18 protein-coding genes are annotated in these 17,588 nt (G+C 65.5%); 3 read left to right on the top strand and 15 right to left on the bottom strand.

Annotated features, from left to right (window positions below; genetic code table 11):
• Window position 1: 1 nt before the first annotated feature.
• From ACFWO3_RS00460 to hemL, 7 genes are read right to left on the bottom strand one after another with little or no spacing between them, the layout of a single operon-like run.
• Window positions 2-1,426, bottom strand: a complete 1,425-nt coding sequence (locus tag ACFWO3_RS00460) for a MinD/ParA family protein (protein WP_378572588.1) — start codon at window positions 1,424-1,426, stop codon at window positions 2-4.
• A 27-nt stretch (window positions 1,427-1,453) separates the two neighbouring features.
• A complete protein-coding gene (ccsB, locus tag ACFWO3_RS00455) occupies window positions 1,454-2,422 on the bottom strand; it encodes a c-type cytochrome biogenesis protein CcsB (RefSeq protein WP_378572586.1) in 969 nt (322 codons plus the stop codon).
• A complete protein-coding gene (locus ACFWO3_RS00450) occupies window positions 2,419-4,101 on the bottom strand; it encodes a cytochrome c biogenesis protein ResB (RefSeq protein WP_378572584.1) in 1,683 nt (560 codons plus the stop codon). Before ACFWO3_RS00450 ends, ccsB begins: the two co-directional genes overlap by 4 nt.
• Window positions 4,098-4,922 carry a cytochrome c biogenesis CcdA family protein gene (locus ACFWO3_RS00445; protein ID WP_378572582.1) on the bottom strand — a complete coding sequence of 275 codons (825 nt, stop codon included), beginning with the start codon at window positions 4,920-4,922 and terminating at the stop codon, window positions 4,098-4,100. Before ACFWO3_RS00445 ends, ACFWO3_RS00450 begins: the two co-directional genes overlap by 4 nt.
• Before the next feature lie 13 nt (window positions 4,923-4,935).
• Complete coding sequence (locus tag ACFWO3_RS00440) at window positions 4,936-5,544, bottom strand: TlpA disulfide reductase family protein (protein WP_378572580.1); 609 nt, start codon at window positions 5,542-5,544, stop codon at window positions 4,936-4,938.
• A complete protein-coding gene (locus ACFWO3_RS00435) occupies window positions 5,541-6,200 on the bottom strand; it encodes a histidine phosphatase family protein (protein WP_378572578.1) in 660 nt (219 codons plus the stop codon). Before ACFWO3_RS00435 ends, ACFWO3_RS00440 begins: the two co-directional genes overlap by 4 nt.
• Before the next feature lie 43 nt (window positions 6,201-6,243).
• On the bottom strand, window positions 6,244-7,569 hold the full coding sequence (gene hemL, locus ACFWO3_RS00430; RefSeq protein ID WP_378572576.1) for a glutamate-1-semialdehyde 2,1-aminomutase: 1,326 nt from the start codon (window positions 7,567-7,569) through the stop codon (window positions 6,244-6,246).
• Between the two features lie 113 nt (window positions 7,570-7,682).
• Here hemL and ACFWO3_RS00425 point away from each other — a divergent pair, with 113 nt between their 5' ends.
• Window positions 7,683-8,891, top strand: coding sequence for a winged helix-turn-helix domain-containing protein (locus tag ACFWO3_RS00425; protein WP_378572574.1), 1,209 nt, complete (start codon window positions 7,683-7,685; stop codon window positions 8,889-8,891).
• Between the two features lie 8 nt (window positions 8,892-8,899).
• On the opposite strand, the gene hppD is transcribed toward ACFWO3_RS00425, so the two are convergent.
• Window positions 8,900-10,099 carry a 4-hydroxyphenylpyruvate dioxygenase gene (hppD, locus tag ACFWO3_RS00420; protein ID WP_378573928.1) on the bottom strand — a complete coding sequence of 400 codons (1,200 nt, stop codon included), beginning with the start codon at window positions 10,097-10,099 and terminating at the stop codon, window positions 8,900-8,902.
• A 130-nt stretch (window positions 10,100-10,229) separates the two neighbouring features.
• On the opposite strand from hppD, the gene ACFWO3_RS00415 reads away from it, so the two are divergent.
• Window positions 10,230-10,715: an Lrp/AsnC family transcriptional regulator gene (locus ACFWO3_RS00415; protein ID WP_378572572.1), complete on the top strand. Its 486-nt coding sequence runs from the start codon at window positions 10,230-10,232 to the stop codon at window positions 10,713-10,715.
• Between the two features lie 16 nt (window positions 10,716-10,731).
• Window positions 10,732-12,690 carry an acyl-CoA dehydrogenase gene (locus ACFWO3_RS00410; RefSeq protein WP_378572570.1) on the top strand — a complete coding sequence of 653 codons (1,959 nt, stop codon included), beginning with the start codon at window positions 10,732-10,734 and terminating at the stop codon, window positions 12,688-12,690.
• A gap of 119 nt (window positions 12,691-12,809) precedes the next feature.
• On the opposite strand, the gene ACFWO3_RS00405 is transcribed toward ACFWO3_RS00410, so the two are convergent.
• The 7 genes from ACFWO3_RS00405 to ACFWO3_RS00375 all read right to left on the bottom strand — a co-directional run bounded on the left by ACFWO3_RS00405 (window position 12,810) and on the right by ACFWO3_RS00375 (window position 17,515).
• Complete coding sequence (locus tag ACFWO3_RS00405; protein WP_378572568.1) at window positions 12,810-13,046, bottom strand: hypothetical protein; 237 nt, start codon at window positions 13,044-13,046, stop codon at window positions 12,810-12,812.
• Window positions 13,043-13,570, bottom strand: coding sequence for a hypothetical protein (locus ACFWO3_RS00400; protein WP_378572566.1), 528 nt, complete (start codon window positions 13,568-13,570; stop codon window positions 13,043-13,045). Before ACFWO3_RS00400 ends, ACFWO3_RS00405 begins: the two co-directional genes overlap by 4 nt.
• Window positions 13,567-13,989, bottom strand: a complete 423-nt coding sequence (locus tag ACFWO3_RS00395; RefSeq protein WP_378572564.1) for a hypothetical protein — start codon at window positions 13,987-13,989, stop codon at window positions 13,567-13,569. The genes ACFWO3_RS00400 and ACFWO3_RS00395 overlap by 4 nt, the downstream gene beginning before the upstream one ends.
• A 44-nt stretch (window positions 13,990-14,033) precedes the next feature.
• Window positions 14,034-14,180 carry a hypothetical protein gene (locus ACFWO3_RS00390; RefSeq protein WP_378572562.1) on the bottom strand — a complete coding sequence of 49 codons (147 nt, stop codon included), beginning with the start codon at window positions 14,178-14,180 and terminating at the stop codon, window positions 14,034-14,036.
• 93 nt (window positions 14,181-14,273) lie between these two features.
• Window positions 14,274-14,867 carry a hypothetical protein gene (locus ACFWO3_RS00385; RefSeq protein ID WP_378572560.1) on the bottom strand — a complete coding sequence of 198 codons (594 nt, stop codon included), beginning with the start codon at window positions 14,865-14,867 and terminating at the stop codon, window positions 14,274-14,276.
• Between the two features lie 37 nt (window positions 14,868-14,904).
• Window positions 14,905-15,879: a porphobilinogen synthase gene (gene hemB / locus ACFWO3_RS00380; protein WP_378572558.1), complete on the bottom strand. Its 975-nt coding sequence runs from the start codon at window positions 15,877-15,879 to the stop codon at window positions 14,905-14,907.
• Between the two features lie 70 nt (window positions 15,880-15,949).
• The gene (locus tag ACFWO3_RS00375) at window positions 15,950-17,515 is read right to left on the bottom strand and encodes a uroporphyrinogen-III synthase (protein ID WP_378572556.1); all 1,566 of its coding nucleotides are present in this window, start codon (window positions 17,513-17,515) and stop codon (window positions 15,950-15,952) included.
• Between the last annotated feature and the right edge of the window lie 73 nt (window positions 17,516-17,588).

The raw sequence follows: 17,588 nt of genomic DNA, 5'->3' as shown, positions 1-17,588 counted from the left end.
GTCAGTTCTCGCGAACTCGGTCCTGCAGGGCGTAGTTGCTCGACGCAGGAAAGTTGGTCGCGATGCCGGCGGCAAGTTCGAGCAGTGCTGTGCGAGTGGCAGGACGCAGCCGGTCGAGGTCGATCTCGGCACCTTCCTCGAGGTGAGGATCGAACGGGACGAGCTGCACGAGTCGGCAGCGCTGCTCGAAGTGCGATACGACCTGCGGTAGATCGACCTTGCCGGATTTCGGCCGCACCGCGTTGACCACCGCGGTCGCTTCGGAAACGAGTCTTCGATAGCCGTGCGCATCGAGCCAGTCAAGGGTCGCCGAGGCGCTGCGCACACCATCCACCGAACCGGAGCTGACGACGATCAAGGCGTCCGCTTCTTCGAGGATCGTCTTCATCGCCGAGTGCATCAGGCCTGTTCCGCAGTCGGTGAGCACGATGCTGTAGTACTTCTCGAGCAGTGCAACGGTCCGTGCGTAGTCCTCGGCGCTGAAGGCTTCGGACACTGCGGGATCGGAGTCCGAGGCGAGGACCTCGAGCCGGTGAGCACTCTGCGAGGTGTAGCCACGGACGTCGCTGTACTTCTGGATGCTCTGTTCGTCGCGAAGCAGGTTGCGCACCGTGGCGGGAGTCTCGAGTGGAGTCTTCTGACTCAACGTGCCCCGGTCGGGGTTGGCATCCACGGCTATGACGCGGTCACCACGCAACGAGGCGAACGTCGACCCCAGAGTGGCGGTGGTCGTCGTCTTGCCGACGCCGCCTTTGAGACTGAGCAACGCGATCTTGTAGCAGCCCTGCAAGGGTGAATTGACCTGCTTGGTCAGATCGAGTCGCTTCTGTTCCTTCGAACTGTTGCCGACGTTGATCTTCCGGCCGGAAGCCGAGTACAGCGTCTTCCGCCAGCCGGAAGTCGGAGCGGGTTTCGATTGCTTGAGCAGCAACGACGTCGACAGGTCACTGGCTGAAACACCGTGCTGCTGATCGTGATATCCGCCCTGGGGCGCGCCGCCTTCGTAGGGATTCTGCTGAGCGGCGAAGTGCGTACCGGGCACCGGCCGAGCCTCGGGTTCCGTCCACTGCTGCTGGGGCGGAGCGGCAGGCACCTGGTTCGGTTGCGGCGGCAGTGCGTGCTGCTCGCGACTCGGCTGCGGCTGTGCAGGCGGCGCGGGTGGTGGTTGTGTCCACTGCTCTCGCGGTGGACCCGCGGGAGCGTGCGGCGCGGGCGCGAACGGAGGCTGTTGCGGCCTGGGCTGTTCCGAGGCAGGCGGCTGCTGCGGCCTCGACTGCTGCTGCGCGGGCCCGGGCGCGAAGGGGTTCGCGAACGGATTACGCGCCGGGGGCGGGGTGTACGGGCCGGGAGCCTGACGAGACGCATTCTCGCCCTCGCGGCGGTCGGGATTCACGGAATCCCTCGACGCGGGATGGTCGTCGGCCATGGACATAACCCCTTCGTTCTTCGTGGTTCAGTTCAGTCCGGCGTAGGAATGCAGGCCCGACACCACCATGTTGATGATGAACAGGTTGAACAGCATTGCCACGAACCCCGCCACGTTGATCCACGCGGCCTTCGTGTCCCGCCAGCCGGACGTGGCCCGTGCGTGCAGGTACGCCGCGTAGATCACCCAGGCGATGAACGACACGGTTTCCTTCGGGTCCCAGCCCCAGAATCGTCCCCAGGCAGCTTCGGCCCAGATCGCTCCCAGGATGACGCCGGCCCCGAACAGCGGGAAACCGATGATCGTGGTCTTGTACGCCAGCCGGTCCAGAGTCTGGCCGTCCGGTAGCCGTTCCGCAATCCGAGCGAAGATTCCACTTCCCTCGGCCCCTTCCGGATACCTCATGCGCAGGAGAAACAGGAGGCTCGCGACACCGGCCACGAGGAATACCCCGGAACCGACGCTGACGATCGTGACGTGGATGGGCAGCCAGTAGGAACGCAGCGCGGGCACGACCGGGGCCGCGTCCGCGTACAGAACTGTGGCTGCGAGGAACATGAGGATCAGGACCGGCACGATGAGGAACACCCACAGCGAGCGGTAGGCAGGTCGCGACAGGAACGCCAGACCGACCACCAGTGCGGCGGCGCAGGCCATGGTGACGAACTCGTACATGTTGCCGAGCGGGAATCGGTGGGTGGCGAATCCGCGCAGCACGATCGACGCGAAGATCAACACGACTCCGACGACGAGAACCGCCGAGCCCATACCGCCCAGACGTTCACCGAGCGGCTTCTTGGGCCCTTCCACGACGCGGCCGGGCACGGACGCGTCGGTGGCCGTGCCGCCCGCGGCGACGAATTCCTTCTCCTGCACGGCGCGAGCTCGCTTGGATGCGTACTGCGCGATGAGAAGAATCAGCGCCAGCACCAGGACCGTGAAGGACGACCGGAACGCCCAGTCGCTGTACTGCGCGAGTGTCTCGTTGGTGTTCATCGTCCGCTCTCCTGCGCGTCAGGCTTCGTGTCGTCGTCCGCCAGAAGACGGGAACCGAGGCGGTCGAATTCGTCGCCCCAACCGGCCTGATCGGTCCGGGCGAGTCCGCCAAGCTCTACTACCGTACGTCGTGGACCGTCGCCCACTGCCTCCGCGGGGTATATCCGCGCCCATACTCTGCGCCGCTTGATGACCAGCGACACCAGCAGACCGGCCATCATCGTCAGCGCGGTGACCAGCACCCACTTCTGTGCGGGATCGTGTGAGACCTGCAGGTTGACGAAGTCGACGGCGCCGTCGAACTGCACCTTGGTGCCGTCGGCGAGCGTCGTGCTCTCCCCCGGGAACAGATTGACGCGGTCCTGCTTCACCAGTCGTCCCTGATTGATCAGCTCGGTGTTCAGCGAGAACAGCGATTGCGGATTTCCGGTGTCGAGGCCGGTGTCGCCCTTGTAGACGTCGATGGCCACGGCCGGGTCGTTCAGCGCGGGATAACTCGAAGCCAGCAGATTTCCGTGGAACATCGCGGTGGGGGCGAACAATCCCTCGATGGCAATCTGATTCTTGCGACGCTCCGTCTCGTCCGGATACATGCCTCCGGGCGGGTCGAACCGCATCGCGCCGCTGCTCAGGAACGTGGTCGCGTCGTCCGGTCGCCACTGCAGCGTCTCGGTTCGCGTCTCACCGTTCGGGAAGGTGACCGTGAAGGTGGGCGCATATCCGTGACCCTGCAGATACACCCGGTCACCTTCGACGCGCAGCGGATGATTGACCTGCAACGTTTCGTCTCGCCAGGTGTTGGTCTCGAGATCGTCACCGGCCTGGTAGCTGATGTTCGAGGTGAACATCTCCGCCTGACCGTTGTCGAGGTAGTCGCCTCGGAAGTCCTTCACCCGGATGCACAGCGGCGTCATTCCCGTGCCGTCCTGGGTGTTGCCGGCCTTGAACGAGTCGAACACGGCGGGAGAAGTAGTGCAGAATCCGGGCCCGTTGTTGGCCACCACGATCACGTTGCCTTCGTAGCCGAAGAGCTTGCCGACGGCGATCGCGACGAGCAGGCCAACGAGCGAGAGGTGGAACACCAGGTTTCCGGCTTCGCGCAGGTAACCCTTCTCGGCGGAGATGGTGATCTCGTCCTCGTGAGCGGGGCGCTCGGCGTCGGCCGCAGTGCGAGTCGTGACCCGCCACCCTTTCAGGTGGGACCTGATTCGGGCCGCGACCTCCTCCGGGCTCTCGTCGACGTGGGACTCACGGTTGTGCGGAAGCCTGGCCAGATTTCTCGGTGCGGGGACGGGCTTCGTCCGGAGAGCTCTCGCGTGATCCACGCAGCGGGGCAGGATGCACCCCACCAGTGACACGAACAGGAGCACGTAGATCGCGGTGAACCAGAAGCTGCCGAACACGTCGAAGAGTTCGAGCCGGTCCATCCACGGCCCCAGAGTCGGGCGAGCCGCGATGTACTCGTCCACCTTGCCTGCGTTGAGGTTGCGTTGCGGCAACAGGGCACCGGGGATGGCGGCGAGCGCGAGTAGGAAGAGCAGCACCAGCGCGGTGCGCATCGACGTCAGGCCGCGCCAGGTGTTGCGCACCAGCGCGAACGCCTTGCCGACAGGCGACTGTCGGCGCACCGGAGACGATCCGGAATCCGGCTCCTCGGTGACAGATTCGGTGTCGGTCATATCGGCAACGTCACCTCCGAGACGAATGCATCACGGACCCAGCCGACGAACTGGTCCCACGCGCCGGTGACCAGTGCGATGCCTACGAGCACCAGCATGATTCCGCCGACGATCTGAATTGTTCGGGCGTTTCGGCGAAGCCATCCGACACCTGTGAGGGCACGGGCCGACCCCAGCGCGAGAACGACGAAGGGCAGGCCGAGGCCGATGCAGTAGGCCACGATCAGCGCCACTCCGCGGGCGGCGGTCGCACCCTCCGTTCCGGCGGCGAGCGAGATCACTCCGGCCAGCGTCGGGCCGAGGCAGGGGGTCCAACCCAGCGCGAACACGCCGCCGAGAAGTGGGGCTCCCAAGAGGCCGGACACCCGACGCGGCTCGAAACGGGTGTCCTTCTGCAGAGCGGGCACGAGCCCGACGAAGACGAGGCCCATCGCGATGGTCACCACGCCACCCACACGCATGAGCAGTTCACGGTTGATGGCGAGCACCGAGATGGCGCCGAACACGGTTGCGGTGGCGAGCACGAACACGACGGTGAATCCGAGGACGAACAGGGCCGCAGCACCCGCAACACGTAACCGTCCGTCCGCACGAGTCCGTGTCCTCGTGGCGGCTTCCGTCGCGGTCACTGCGGGGGCTTCGGCACCGACGATGCCGGCCAGATACGACAGGTACCCGGGCACGAGTGGGACGACACACGGCGACGCGAACGAGACGAGACCTGCGAGCGCACAGGCCGCAAGCGCGAGAAACAGTGGGCCGGAGGACGCGGTCGACGCGAAAGCGTCACCTACCCCGGCGAGAACTTCGAGATCGGTCATGACGGTTCCGGTGTCATCGGTCTCGATCCTCCGCGGCCACTCTTTCGACGACCGGCTGCAGATCGTCGGTGAGGAGTTCCTTCAAGAACACCGCGGCCACCCGGTGCTCGCGATCGAGCACGATCGTCGTGGGAATGACACTGGTCGGGTAACTCTTGCCGAGAGCGATCATGGTTCGCATCGCCGGGTCGTAGATCGACGAGTACGAGACACCGTTGTCGATCACGAAGTCCTGGGCCTTGTCCTGCTGGTTGTCACGCACGTTGATACCGAGGAAGGCCACGCCTTTGTCCTTGGTGGCCTGATACGCGGCCTCGAGGTCGTTCGCTTCACCACGGCACGGGCCACACCACTGACCCCACACGTTCAGCACGACCACTTCGCCCTCGAAGTCGTCCAGGGAAATGGTCTCGCCGTCGTTCATCAGATCGGGACCGGTGAGTTCTCCGATGGTTCCGCGCTCGGCGGGCGGATCGTAGAAGATCTCCGTCTGTCCACCCGGCGAGACGAAATCGAAGGTCCCACCCTGCGCAACCGCGTCGTTACCGGTGGAACACGCCGACAGCGACAGGGCGCCCGCACAGATCATCGCCACGAGCCCGGCGAAGCGCCCACGCGTCATGCTCCGGTCACCGTCGGATCCGATGCGCCGGCGGGCTCCGAGTACACGATGTCCACGAGAGTGTCGCCCTCGTAGACGAGCGAGGTCAACGATGCCAGTCCGCACTGACGATTCCGCGGATCGTGCCACAACCGCTCACCCTGCAGGAATCGGCGCAGGGTCCAGACCGGGAGCTGATGGCTGACGACGACGGCCTCGTGGCCGACCGCCGAGACGCGGGCATTGTTGACCGCGGCGAGCATGCGGTGCGCGATCTGCAGGTAGGGCTCGCCCCACGACGGCGTGAACGGGTCGCGCAACTTCCACCAGTGCCGGGGACGCGAGAGCGCACCGTCACCGACCGCGACCTTGAGACCTTCGAACTCGTTGCCGGCCTCGATGAGATTCTCGTCGGTCGAGACCTCGAGGCCGTGCGACTCCGCGATCGGTGCGGCCGTCTCCTGAGCGCGCTGCAACGGCGACGCCACGACGCACGCGATGTCGTGGTCCGCCAACGTGGCGGCGACGGCCCGAGCCTGTGCCTCGCCGGTGACGGACAGCCGGAAACCGGGAAGACGCCCGTAGAGAATGCCGCGGGGGTTGTGCACCTCGCCGTGCCGGAGCACGTGCACGATCGTGCGGGTCTGCGTGTGGTCGGGGTGATCGGCGTCGGTCACTTGGCGATTCCTCGGGTAGGTACTGGAAAGGTAGAGGGAGTGATCACTGCGGTTGCGCGGCGGCCGCGGCCTTGGCTGCGGCGGGCAACGCGTCGGCGATGATCGAGAAGGCACGGTCGTCGAGCGCGGCCGAGACGAACCACGCTTCGAACGCACTCGGCGGTGGGTAGACGCCCCGGGACAGCAATGCGTGGAAGAAGGCGCGGAACCTGAAGGTCTCCGCAGCCTTTGCTCCCGCGTAGTCCACCACCGGGTCTTCGCTGAAGAAGACACTGAGGAGAGTTCCTGCCCGCTGCACGCGGTGCGCGACACCCTCCGCGGTCAGCGCATCGGTCAGCAGGGCGGTGAGAGTTGCCGCGTTGCGTTCGAGTGCCCCGTAGACCTCCGCGTCCGCGGCGCGCAGGCTCGCGAGCCCGGCAGCGACTGCGACCGGGTTACCCGACAGGGTGCCGGCCTGGTAGACGGGACCGGCAGGTGCGAGGTGCGCCATGACGTCTGCGCGACCACCGAAAGCGGCCGCGGGCAGTCCGCCGCTCATCACCTTGCCGAACGTGTAGAGGTCGCCCGCAACTCCGTCGATGCCGAACCATCCGGACGAACTGGCGCGGAAACCGGTCATCACCTCGTCCATGATCAGCAGGGCGCCGTGTTCGCGGGTCAGTGCGCGCAGGCCCTCGTTGAAGCCGGGCAGGGGTGCGATCGCCCCCATGTTCCCGGCAGCGGCCTCGGTGATCACGCACGCGATGTCGCCGTCGTTCGCCGCGAACACCTCTGCGACGGCGTCGAGATCGTTGTACGGAACGACGATGGTGTCGCCGGCCTGGGCTCCGGTCACTCCGGGCGACGTGGGCAGGCCGAAGGTCGCCAGGCCCGATCCGGCATCGGCGAGAAGTGCGTCGACGTGGCCGTGATAGCAACCGGCGAACTTCACGATCTTGCTGCGGCCGGTGAATCCGCGTGCCAGGCGCACGGCACTCATGGTGGCCTCGGTACCGGAGTTGACCAGTCGTACCTGCTCGACGGGTGCCACCCGGTTCACGATCTCGGCTGCGAGGTCGATTTCGCCTGCCGTCGGGGCGCCGAAGGACAACCCCGTGGTTGCCGCTTCGCGGACCGCCTCGACCACTGCCGGGTGCGAATGTCCGAGGATCATCGGACCCCAGGAACAGATCAGGTCGACGTAGTCGTTTCCGTCGACATCGGTCAGGGTGTAACCCGAAGCGCGCTCGATGAACCTGGGCGTACCGCCCACGGAATGGAATGCACGGACCGGCGAATTGACGCCTCCGGGGATCACCGATTCCGCTCGGTCGAAGAGCTGCGCGGACGATGCCGTGGGGACCTCGGGATCGGGGGACGAAACAGTCACGGCATCCAGTGTCCCAGTTCTGCGCAATTTGCCAACGACAGGGTGTAGTGGGTGGCAAGGATCACGCAGGCAGCACACGTCTGTCGGGGGCTGTTGCTAGCGTTCCCGGCACCATGACCGACACCGTCTCGCCCGACCTCGCGCGCCGTATCGCGCTGGCCGCGCAAGGGTTCGCCGGCACTCGAACGGCGACAGCCGGAACCCGCACCCTGCGAAACCTGATCGAGCGTCTCGGGCTACTGCAGATCGATTCGGTCAATGTCTTCGAGCGCAGTCACTATCTCCCCGCCCTCAGCCGTCTCGGCGATTACGACCGCACCTCACTCGACCGGCTGACCTACGGCGGCAAGGGGCACGCCGTCGAATACTGGGCCCATCAGGCCGCATTCGTTCCACGCCACAGTTGGCCACTGTTCGGATTTCGACGTCGCGCGTACCGGGACGAGGCGGCGAAACCCGACTCGTGGTTGTCGACTCACCGCGATCTCACCGACTGGCTTCTGGCGGAGCTCCGGGAGAAGGGCCCGATGAAGGCGAGCGCCATCGAGCACGATGCCAATCGTTCGCGTGGCAGCTGGTGGGGCTGGTCCGACGTCAAGGTCGGACTCGAGCTCATGTGGCGCACCGGTCAGGTCGTGTGCAACGAACGGGTTCGCTTCGAGCGCGTGTACGCCCTCCCCGAACACGTCTTCGCGTCGGAAGAATTCGTCGACCTTCCCGAAGAAGAGTCCGTCCGTCGCCTGGTCGGCCACGCCGGTGCAGCCCTCGGCATCGCCACGGAAGCCGACCTGGCCGACTACTTCCGTATGAAACGGGCGCAGATCCGCGGCGCAATTCGCGACTTGTCGGACGAAGGAACCCTCGTGCCGGTCCGGGTGCCGGGCTGGGAGAACAACGGACGTGAGTCCCCGGCGTGGGTCCATCGCGACGCGCGCAAACCCAGACGACTCGATGCCACCGCCCTGTTGTCGCCTTTCGATCCGGTCGTGTGGTTCCGTCCGCGTACCGAGCGGCTCTTCGATTTCCACTACCGCATCGAGATCTACACGCCTGCCCACAAGCGGAAGTTCGGCTACTACTCGCTGCCGGTCCTGCGCGGTGACCGAGTGGTCGGACGGGTCGATCTGAAGAGCGACCGCAAGGCCGGCACTCTGCGGGTGCAATCGGCCTGGCGCGAGGCCTCCGCCCCCGACGACACCGCAGCGCGGCTCGTCCCGGTGCTGCGTGAGGCCGCCACCTGGCAGGGGCTCGACGACATTCACGTCAACGGCCGGGGCGACCTCACCGACCCACTACGCACCGAACTGCGACGTCAACTCTGACGGCAGGATCAGAGATTTCCGCGAGCCGCCTGTTCACGCTCGATCGACTCGAACAGCGCGCGGAAATTCCCGGCCCCGAAACCGAGCGAACCGTGACGCTCGATCAGTTCGAAGAAGATCGTCGGACGGTCCCCCAACGGCCTGGTGAAAATCTGCAGGAGATAGCCGTCCTCGTCACGGTCGACGAGAATGCCCCGCTTCTGCAGCTCTTCGACCGGCACTCGCACATGACCTATCCGTGCCCGTAGTGCGGGGTCCTCGTAGTAGGCGTCCGGGGTGCCGAGGAAGTCGACGCCCTCCTCGCGCAGGGCGTCGACCGTGCCCAGGATGTCCGCTGTCGCGAGGGCGAGATGTTGACATCCGGGTTCGCCGTAGAACTCGAGATACTCGTCGATCTGCGATCGCTTCTTCCCGACTGCCGGTTCGTTGAGCGGAAATTTCACACGATGATTCCCGTTCGCGACGACCTTCGACATGAGTGCCGAGTACTCGGTGGCGATGTCGTCCCCGACGAACTCGGCCATGTCGGTGAACCCCATGACCCGGTTGTAGAACTGCACCCACTCGTTCATCCGTCCCATCTCGACGTTGCCCACGGCATGGTCGAGCGCCTGGAACAACCGGGTGGGCTTGCCCTTCTTCGGCACGAATCCGCTCGTGCGCGGAACGAATCCGGGTAGGTACGGGCCGTCGTAGCGACTGCGATCGACGAGGGTGTGCCTGGTACTTCCGTACGTCGCGATCGCTGCGGTGCGCACGGTGCCGAACTCGTCCGAAAGGTCATGCGGTTCTTCCAGAACCGTCGCGCCTTCCGTCCGAGCCCTGTCGATGCACTTGTCGACGTCGAGGACCTCCAGGGCCAGGTCGACGACACCGTCGCCGTGTCGTCGATGGTGATCGGCCAGCGGGCTGGTCGGGTGGACGGCACCTTGCAGAACGAACCGCACCGAACCGGATTCGAGAACGAAGGCCTTGCGGTCGCGCATTCCGTTCTCCGGACCCGAGTAGGCGACGAGTTCCATGCCCCAGGTGGACACGAAGTACTGGGCGCTCTGGGTCGCGTTGCCACACACGAACACCACGGCATCCATACCCACGACGGGAAACGGATCCGATGCGTCGTCGTGTTCCACGAGACCGACGAGGGTTCGAAGTTCGTCCGTGCCGAGGTGCGCAGCTCGTTCCCTGGGCGTGAGACGGATGTCCATCGCAGTCATGAATGAACGGTGCGCCACCATCCATGGATGCGCAATCGGTCACCGTTCTCCTGGTCAGATTGCACAGAATGTCACCCTGGAATCGCACTCTGCCCTACACATTGCTTGCTATAAATGAGATGTGTCGATCGACGAACTGGACGCCGCCCTGCTCGAACTCCTCGCCGCAGAACCACGAGTCGGGGTGTTGGAGGCATCGAGAAGACTGGGTGTCGCTCGCGGCACGGTGCAGGCGCGTCTCGATCGCCTCGAACGGTCCGGTGTGATCGCCGGCATGGGTCCCACCCTCGACCCGGGGTCTCTCGGGTTTCCTGTCACCGCGTTCGCCACTCTCGAAATCGCACAGGGCGAGGGGCACGACGCGGTCGTCGAACACCTCTCCGCCATTCCCGAGGTCCTCGAAGCGCACACGATCACCGGCGCCGGCGATGTACTCGTCCGTGTGGTGGCACGCACCAACGCCGATCTGCAACGGGTGATCAACGAGATCGTCGACGGCCGAAACGTCCTGCGTTCGTCCACCGCCATCGCCACGAGCACGCAGATCGCGATGCGTCATCAACCACTGGTCCGGGCCGCCCAACAACCGACCCGACACTCCCCATGACGCTATGGTCGAGAACATGGCCTCTACAGCTGACCACTTGAGAAACACACTCGACGGACGCTGGAAGGATGTGCGGCAACGTGTCCGGTCGGAGCTGAGCGACCCGCGTTTCGCACCTCACTACACGCCTGACCTCCAGGCAGCTCGCGACAAGGCGCTCGAGCAGATGCGGATCCTGGCGAGCAACGGCTACGCGGCCGATGGCTTCGCCGAGGACCACGGTGGTACCGGCGATGCCGGGGCCGCGGTCACCAGCATCGAAATGCTTGCGATGTCGGATCTTTCACTGATGGTGAAGGCAGGAGTGCAGTGGGGCCTGTTCGGTGGCGCCATCGAGAACCTCGGCACCAAACCCCACCACGATGCCTACGTCAAACGTCTCATCGACCTCGACCTGCTCGGTTGTTTCGCGATGACCGAGACCGGACACGGCAGTGACGTTCAGGAACTCGAGACCACCGCGACTTACGACGCGTCCACCGGTGAATTCGTCATCCACTCGCCCACCCCGTCCTCACGAAAGGACTACATCGGTGGGGCCGCGGAGCACGCCACGATCGCAACCGTGTTCGCCCAGCTGATCACCGCAGGACCGGGCGAAGAGCCCGAATCCAAGGGCGTGCACTGCTTCGTCGTTCCGATCCGGGACGAGAACGGTAACGACCTGCCGGGCGTCAGCACGTCCGACTGTGGATACAAGGGCGGACTCCCCGGCGTCGACAACGGGCGCATCATGTTCGACTCGGTCCGCATTCCCCGCACCGACCTCCTGAACCGTTACGCCGACGTCGCGGAGGACGGCACGTACTCGTCGCCGATCGAGAATCCCAACCGCCGGTTCTTCACCATGGTCGGCACCCTCGTCCGCGGCCGTGTCACCGTGGGCGGTTCCGCCGGTGCCGCCGCCCGCGTCGGCCTCACCATCGCCACCAAATACGCACTGCAGCGCCGCCAGTTCAGCGCGCCGAAGAGCGACGACGAAGTGTTGGTAATGGACTACCTCGTTCATCAGCGCCGCCTGCTCCCCCTCATCGCGAAGTCCTACGCTCTGCAGTTCGCACAGAACGAACTGATCGCGAAGATGCACGAGATCCAGAGCGATCCGGACGCGGACCCACAGGAAAAGCGCGAGCTCGAAGGCCGCGCGGCAGGATTGAAAGCCGCCAACACCTGGCACGCGACGCGCGCGATCCAGGAGTCACGCGAGGCCTGCGGCGGAGCCGGTTACATGGCCGAGAACCGGCTCACCGCACTCAAGGGTGACACCGACGTGTTCACCACGTTCGAGGGCGACAACCACGTTCTCACCCAGCTCGTGGCCAAGGAACTCCTCACCGCGTATGCCGACGAGGTCCAGGGCATGAACCCCGTCGATTGGATGCGGTTCGCCGCCACCACGGTCGGCGACGTCGTGAAGAAGCGCACCGCCGCGCAGCAGATCCTGCAGACCATCATCGACACCCGGCAGGACAACGAAGAGGACGGCAGCCTCTTCAACCGCGGCACCCAGATGCAGATGCTCGAGGATCGTGAGGAGTACATGCTCTCCACGGCCGCACGTCGTCTGCAGGGCGCCCAGAAGCGCGAGGACGATCCGTTCGACGCCTTCAACTTCGTCCAGGACCACGTTCTTCGTGCGGCACAGGCGCACATCGACCGTGTCGTCCTCGAGGCGTTCGTCGCGGGCATCGACGCGTGCGAAGACGAGGACGCGAAAGAGCTGTTGAGCGACGTGTGCGACCTCTTCGCGCTCTCGGTGATCGACGAGGACAAGGCGTGGTTCATGGAACACCGTCATCTCTCGGTCGAGCGAGCCAAGGCCGTGTTGCGCGGTATCAACGAACGGTGCCGTTCACTGCGTCCGCACGCCGCGACTCTCGTCGAAGGATTCGGAATTCCGGACGAGCTGCTCGGCTCCGCCATGCTCGACGGCCCGGGTACCGACACCATCCGGATGGCGACCATCCCCCGCTAGCCCACCTCGTACCCCCTGACGAATGTCACACCGGTTCAGCTCACGCGAACCGGTGTGACATTCGTCGCAGAAGGGTGGGGAGGTCGGTGGGTGGGGAGGGAGGTCGGTGGGTGACTGGGTCAGTCGCCGATTCGGAGCCTGATCGCGTCCACGATCAACAGGCCCGCAGCGGCCAAGAGGGCCGCGGCGAAAAGAATCCACGAGCCGCTGTACGCGGTCACCTCGAACGGCGGGGCACCGTCCGCCACCGCGAGATAGGGCGCAGTGTTCGTGCCCGCATTCCAGCACACGGCAGCCAACACGAACGCCACCACAGCCAACGCGAGTTCACTGCCCGGCCGCAACCACTCGCTCATCGACCGGACTCCTGTTCGTCTTCTGTGTCTTCGGTCCCGACGAGGCGGACCAGATGGTCACGCAGAGTGTCGGCGTCCCTGGCCCAGGCACGTACGAGACCGCCGCCCACCAGACGCAATCCGATGCCGGTTCTACGTCGGGGAACGTTCGTCAGTTCGCCGAGTGCACGCGCGGATTCCCAGTCGTCGTAGTCGTAATCGTCCGGGTCGGAGGGCGCCAGAACCGTTTCGATCTCGTCGAGCGGCAGCTCCTCGGTTCCCTGCTTCAGCGTGTCCGACGTCAGGTAGACACTCGCGTGGGTGCGCGCCGCAATCACCTGGACGTACACGAGGCCGGCCAGGATGACCGCGAACAGCGCGAGCGCGAACCAGTGCACGACCGGGCCGGTGAACAGTTCGATGACCAATGCGACGACGCAGAACACCGGGCCGTATGCAACGTTTCGCCACCTGGCCCCGGGCTCCTCGAAGAGGAACTCGCTCACCTGGTCATCGGTGATCTCACCGCCGTCGGCCGAGCTCATCGGACGAACCAGCCGTGGCCCTCGGGCCGAAACACCAGGACGCTCGCCACCAACAACATCAGCGGCAAGGTCATCGCGAAAACGGTGTGGAGTCCGACCAGAACGAGCAGCATCTGAACAACCGAGTAGACGGCGGACAGCAGGACGGCCACGAATCGTGAGCGCGGCCTACCCTCCCGCACACCGTGGACGACGAGTCCGACCGCAAGACCGACGGCGAGGGACAGCCCACCCAACGCCCGAACGAGCAGAATTTCGGTGTCCACACCGTCGGTCCCCGCGAGTTGCTCGCGCAGGCCGTCGCTGGACGTGGTGACGGTGATCAGGCCGAGAAGAATGAGAAGTATTGCGCCGACGGCCCACAACCAGAACGCGACATCCACCACACGGGGCCTGGTGCGTTTCATGGTTTCGATCACGCCGTACATACTGCGTTATCGCGCGTGCCGAATGCCAGCCCGGGTCAGGAGCCGGTGGCGAGTCCCGGAGTGATCACGAGAGCCAGCGTCAACAGTACGAACATCGCGATCAGGACGTAGAACAACACTTCCTTGCGAGCGTTGCGATCTCCCTCATCGAGGGCACCTCGATAACGATCCTCGACGCGCATGGCGAACAACCTCCGGTGGTCCAACAACGGGCCTGATGTGACTTATTTCACGGTACATCCCGGGTGAAACACTCCGCATCCGGGTCCGCGAAATCACTCCGAAGCCGGCGGAAACCGCAGGAAGTAGCGGGACGAGTCCTTCCGATGCATGAGAACGATCGCTCCGACGACAGCCACCGCCTGGAGTATCTGAACACCACCGAGCGCAACGATTCCGAGGTCGCTGTCGCCAGTGCCGATTCCGAACAGTACGGGCACTGCCTGAACCGCGATCATCACCCCGAGGAATGTGAGCACGATTCGTGCCCAGTTCTTTCCGCGCCGCATGAAGTGGACGAACAGAACGAACAGCGCCGTGAACACCAACGCGACCACGACCACCACACCGAAACCGACCATCAGCAGTGACTCCGCGGTCTCGCGGGTGAACTCGCCGTCCATCTCGGTGACCCGCGGATCGTCCATCAACTGGTCGACGAACGAATCCTTGTCACGCCAGATGACGGGCAGCGCGAAGAACAACTGGAGAAGACCGAGTGCGGCGACCACCCACCACAGCTGTGACGCGGTGCCCACGTCCTGCGGCATCGGACGATCGGGATCGGCCTGCTGCGGCGGCGAATACTGCGGGTACGCACCCTGCGGGTAAGGAGGTTGTCCACCGGGGGGCGAGTACTGGTCGTTCATGGTGTCAACCGTAGCGGGAGCGCGGGTACCCGGCGCATCAGAGCCACCCCGCGACCTCGGCCGCCCAGTAGGTGAGGACGACGTCGGCACCGGCACGGCGGATGCTGGTGAGGGACTCGAGAATCGCCGCGTCGCGGTCGATCCAACCGTTCTGCGCGGCGGCCGTGATCATCGAGTACTCCCCCGAAATCTGGTACGCCGCAACGGGGACGGACGAGCTGTCCGCGGTTTCGCGCAGAACGTCCAGGAACGACATGGCCGGTTTCACCATCACCATGTCCGCACCCTCGACGATGTCGAGTTCCACTTCACGCGCGGACTCGCGGCGGTTCGCGGCGTCCTGCTGGTAGGTACGACGGTCGCCCTTCAGGGACGAACCCACGGCTTCCCGGAAGGGGCCGTAGAACGCGGACGCATACTTGGCCGAATAGGCGATCTGCCCGATGTTCTCGAATCCCGTGGCGTCCAGCGCATCACGGATGGCACCCACCTGGCCGTCCATCATTCCGCTCGGACCGAGCAGGTGCGCACCTGCTTCTGCCTGCGCGACGGCCATGTCCACGTAGCGGGCGAGTGTCGCGTCGTTGTCGACGTTGCCCTCGTTGTCAAGGACGCCGCAATGGCCGTGATCGGTGAACTCGTCGAGGCAGGTGTCGGCCATGACGACCGTGGAGTCGCCCAGCTCGTCAGCCAACGCCCGCAGTCCGCGGTTGAGGATGCCTTCGGGATCGGTCGCGCGGGAACCTTCCGGATCCTTGTCCTCGGGACGAGGAACACCGAACAGCATCAGCCCGCCGACGCCTGCTTCGACAGCCTCGGTGGCCGCCGCGCGCAGGGAATCCATCGTGTGTTGCCGGACGTCCGGCATCGACGAGATCTCACGGGGTTCGTCGATGCCGTCCGCGACGAACATGGGCAGCACCAGATGCCGCGGCTCGAGTGACGTTTCCGCCACCAGTCGTCGCAACGCCGCCGTTCGCCGGAGGCGTCGCGGTCGGTATGTCGGAAACACCGGGGTGCCCTCCTTCGTCGGGCCGTGAGTGGTTGACGACTCCAGAGACTCGTCAACCACTCACAGGGGGTTATCGACGGGCGCGAGACTTCTTGCGCGGGGGCGGCAGTGCACCCTCGGCGCGCAGTCGCGCGGCATGTTCGGCCAAGGCCTCCACGAGCGGACCGACCTGTGCCGTCTCGGGCTGCACGTCCACCCGCAAACCGAACTCGACCGCCGTCTCGGCGGTCTTCGGGCCGATGCAGGCGACGAGCGTGCGGGCGTGCGGCTTGCCTGCGATGCCGACCAGGTTCCGAACGGTGGACGACGACGTGAAGCACACAGCGTCGAATCCGCCGGTCTTGATCATCTCGCGGGTCTCGGCCGGCGGCGGCGCAGCACGAACCGTGCGGTACGCGGTGACGTCGTCGATTTCCCAGCCACGTTCGCGCAGGCCTTCGGCGAGGGTCTCGGTGGCGATGTCCGCGCGGGGCAACAGGACCCGATTGACCGGGTCGAACACGTCGTCGTACGGGGCGAACTCCGCGAGCAGTCCCTGGCTCGACTGCTCGCCGGCGGGCACGAGTTCGGGGGTGATTCCGAACGAACGAACCTTGTCTGCGGTCGCCTCGCCGACGCATGCGATCTTGACACCCGAGAATGCACGGGCGTCGAGTCCGAACTCCTCGAACTTCTCCCACACCGCGCGCACCGCGTTGGTCGAGGTGAACACGACCCACTGGTAGCGGCCGTCGACGAGGCCCTTCACGGACCTTTCCATCTGAGCCGGGCTGCGCGGCGGTTCCACGGCGATTGTCGGAACCTCGATGGGGATGGCGCCGTGCGTGACGAGGCGGTCGCTCATGTCGCCTGCCTGATCCTTGGTGCGCGGCACCAGGACCTTCCAGCCGTACAGCGCCCTCGACTCCCACCACGACATCTTGTTGCGATGACCGACGACCTTGCCGACGGTGACCACGAGGGAACCGACCAACTCCGAACCGGCCTCGTTCAGCGTCGCGAGCGTCGCCTCGACGGTGCGCTGCTGACGTGTCGTGCCACGGACCGTGATGGCGGCCGGGGTCTGCGGAGCCAGGCCGTGTTCGACGAGGGCGCTGGCGGTCTCGGCGAGGTGGCCGGACGTGGCGTGCAGAACCAGCGGTCCCGGTGCGGCGGCCAGCGCCGCCCAATCGACCTCACCACGAACATCGGCTTCGGTGTGTCCGGATCCGAGTGCCATACCGGCGTAGGACGGCACCGCTGCGGCGGCCGGCAGCCCGGGAAGAATCTCGAACTGCACCTGAGTGCGCGCGACCGCGGTGATCTCGGCGATCACGGAATCGGTGGTCATCGGGTCGCCGGAGACCAGACGGACCACGTCGTGGCCGTTCTTGGCCTCGGACACGAGAGTCTTCGCGACCTCGGACGGCTCACCGAGAGCAGGGCGTACCTGCGCCACCGGCTCTCCGGTTTCGGCGTCGAAGCCGTGATCGGTGCCGACCAGAGCGGTGACACCCTTGTCTACGTCCGGATCGGTGAAGGCCAGACCTGCAGCGGCGAGAATGTTGCGCGCGTGCACGGTGAGAAGGGCCGGGTCTCCGGGACCGGAACCCACGAACAGGATCCGTCCGGGGGTGTTCTTGCGGACTCGGCTCATCGGTGATTCTCCAGTGTGCTCATGTGTCGAGATCGGTTCGGGAATGGGGCGTGGCGACGCCGTCTGCGTCGGC

This window comes from Rhodococcus sp. NPDC058521, from assembly GCF_042719695.1.
In the GTDB taxonomy this organism is placed as follows: domain Bacteria; phylum Actinomycetota; class Actinomycetes; order Mycobacteriales; family Mycobacteriaceae; genus Rhodococcus_F.
The sequence above is the reverse complement of the archived record's forward strand: the minus strand, read 5'-3'. Positions and strand labels throughout refer to the sequence as shown.

What these genes read in the sequence shown, in the direction of transcription:
- ACFWO3_RS00460 (WP_378572588.1), bottom strand. Translation starts at nt 1,426, where the DNA reads ATGGCCGACGACCATCCCGCGTCGAGGGATTCCGTGAATCCCGACCGC.
- ccsB (WP_378572586.1), bottom strand. Translation starts at nt 2,422, where the DNA reads ATGAACACCAACGAGACACTCGCGCAGTACAGCGACTGGGCGTTCCGG.
- ACFWO3_RS00450 (WP_378572584.1), bottom strand. Translation starts at nt 4,101, where the DNA reads ATGACCGACACCGAATCTGTCACCGAGGAGCCGGATTCCGGATCGTCT.
- ACFWO3_RS00445 (WP_378572582.1), bottom strand. Translation starts at nt 4,922, where the DNA reads ATGACCGATCTCGAAGTTCTCGCCGGGGTAGGTGACGCTTTCGCGTCG.
- ACFWO3_RS00440 (WP_378572580.1), bottom strand. Translation starts at nt 5,544, where the DNA reads ATGACGCGTGGGCGCTTCGCCGGGCTCGTGGCGATGATCTGTGCGGGC.
- ACFWO3_RS00425 (WP_378572574.1), top strand. Translation starts at nt 7,683, where the DNA reads ATGACCGACACCGTCTCGCCCGACCTCGCGCGCCGTATCGCGCTGGCC.
- hppD (WP_378573928.1), bottom strand. Translation starts at nt 10,099, where the DNA reads ATGGACATCCGTCTCACGCCCAGGGAACGAGCTGCGCACCTCGGCACG.
- ACFWO3_RS00410 (WP_378572570.1), top strand. Translation starts at nt 10,732, where the DNA reads ATGGCCTCTACAGCTGACCACTTGAGAAACACACTCGACGGACGCTGG.
- ACFWO3_RS00405 (WP_378572568.1), bottom strand. Translation starts at nt 13,046, where the DNA reads ATGAGCGAGTGGTTGCGGCCGGGCAGTGAACTCGCGTTGGCTGTGGTG.
- ACFWO3_RS00400 (WP_378572566.1), bottom strand. Translation starts at nt 13,570, where the DNA reads ATGAGCTCGGCCGACGGCGGTGAGATCACCGATGACCAGGTGAGCGAG.
- ACFWO3_RS00390 (WP_378572562.1), bottom strand. Translation starts at nt 14,180, where the DNA reads ATGCGCGTCGAGGATCGTTATCGAGGTGCCCTCGATGAGGGAGATCGC.
- ACFWO3_RS00385 (WP_378572560.1), bottom strand. Translation starts at nt 14,867, where the DNA reads ATGAACGACCAGTACTCGCCCCCCGGTGGACAACCTCCTTACCCGCAG.
- ACFWO3_RS00375 (WP_378572556.1), bottom strand. Translation starts at nt 17,515, where the DNA reads ATGAGCCGAGTCCGCAAGAACACCCCCGGACGGATCCTGTTCGTGGGT.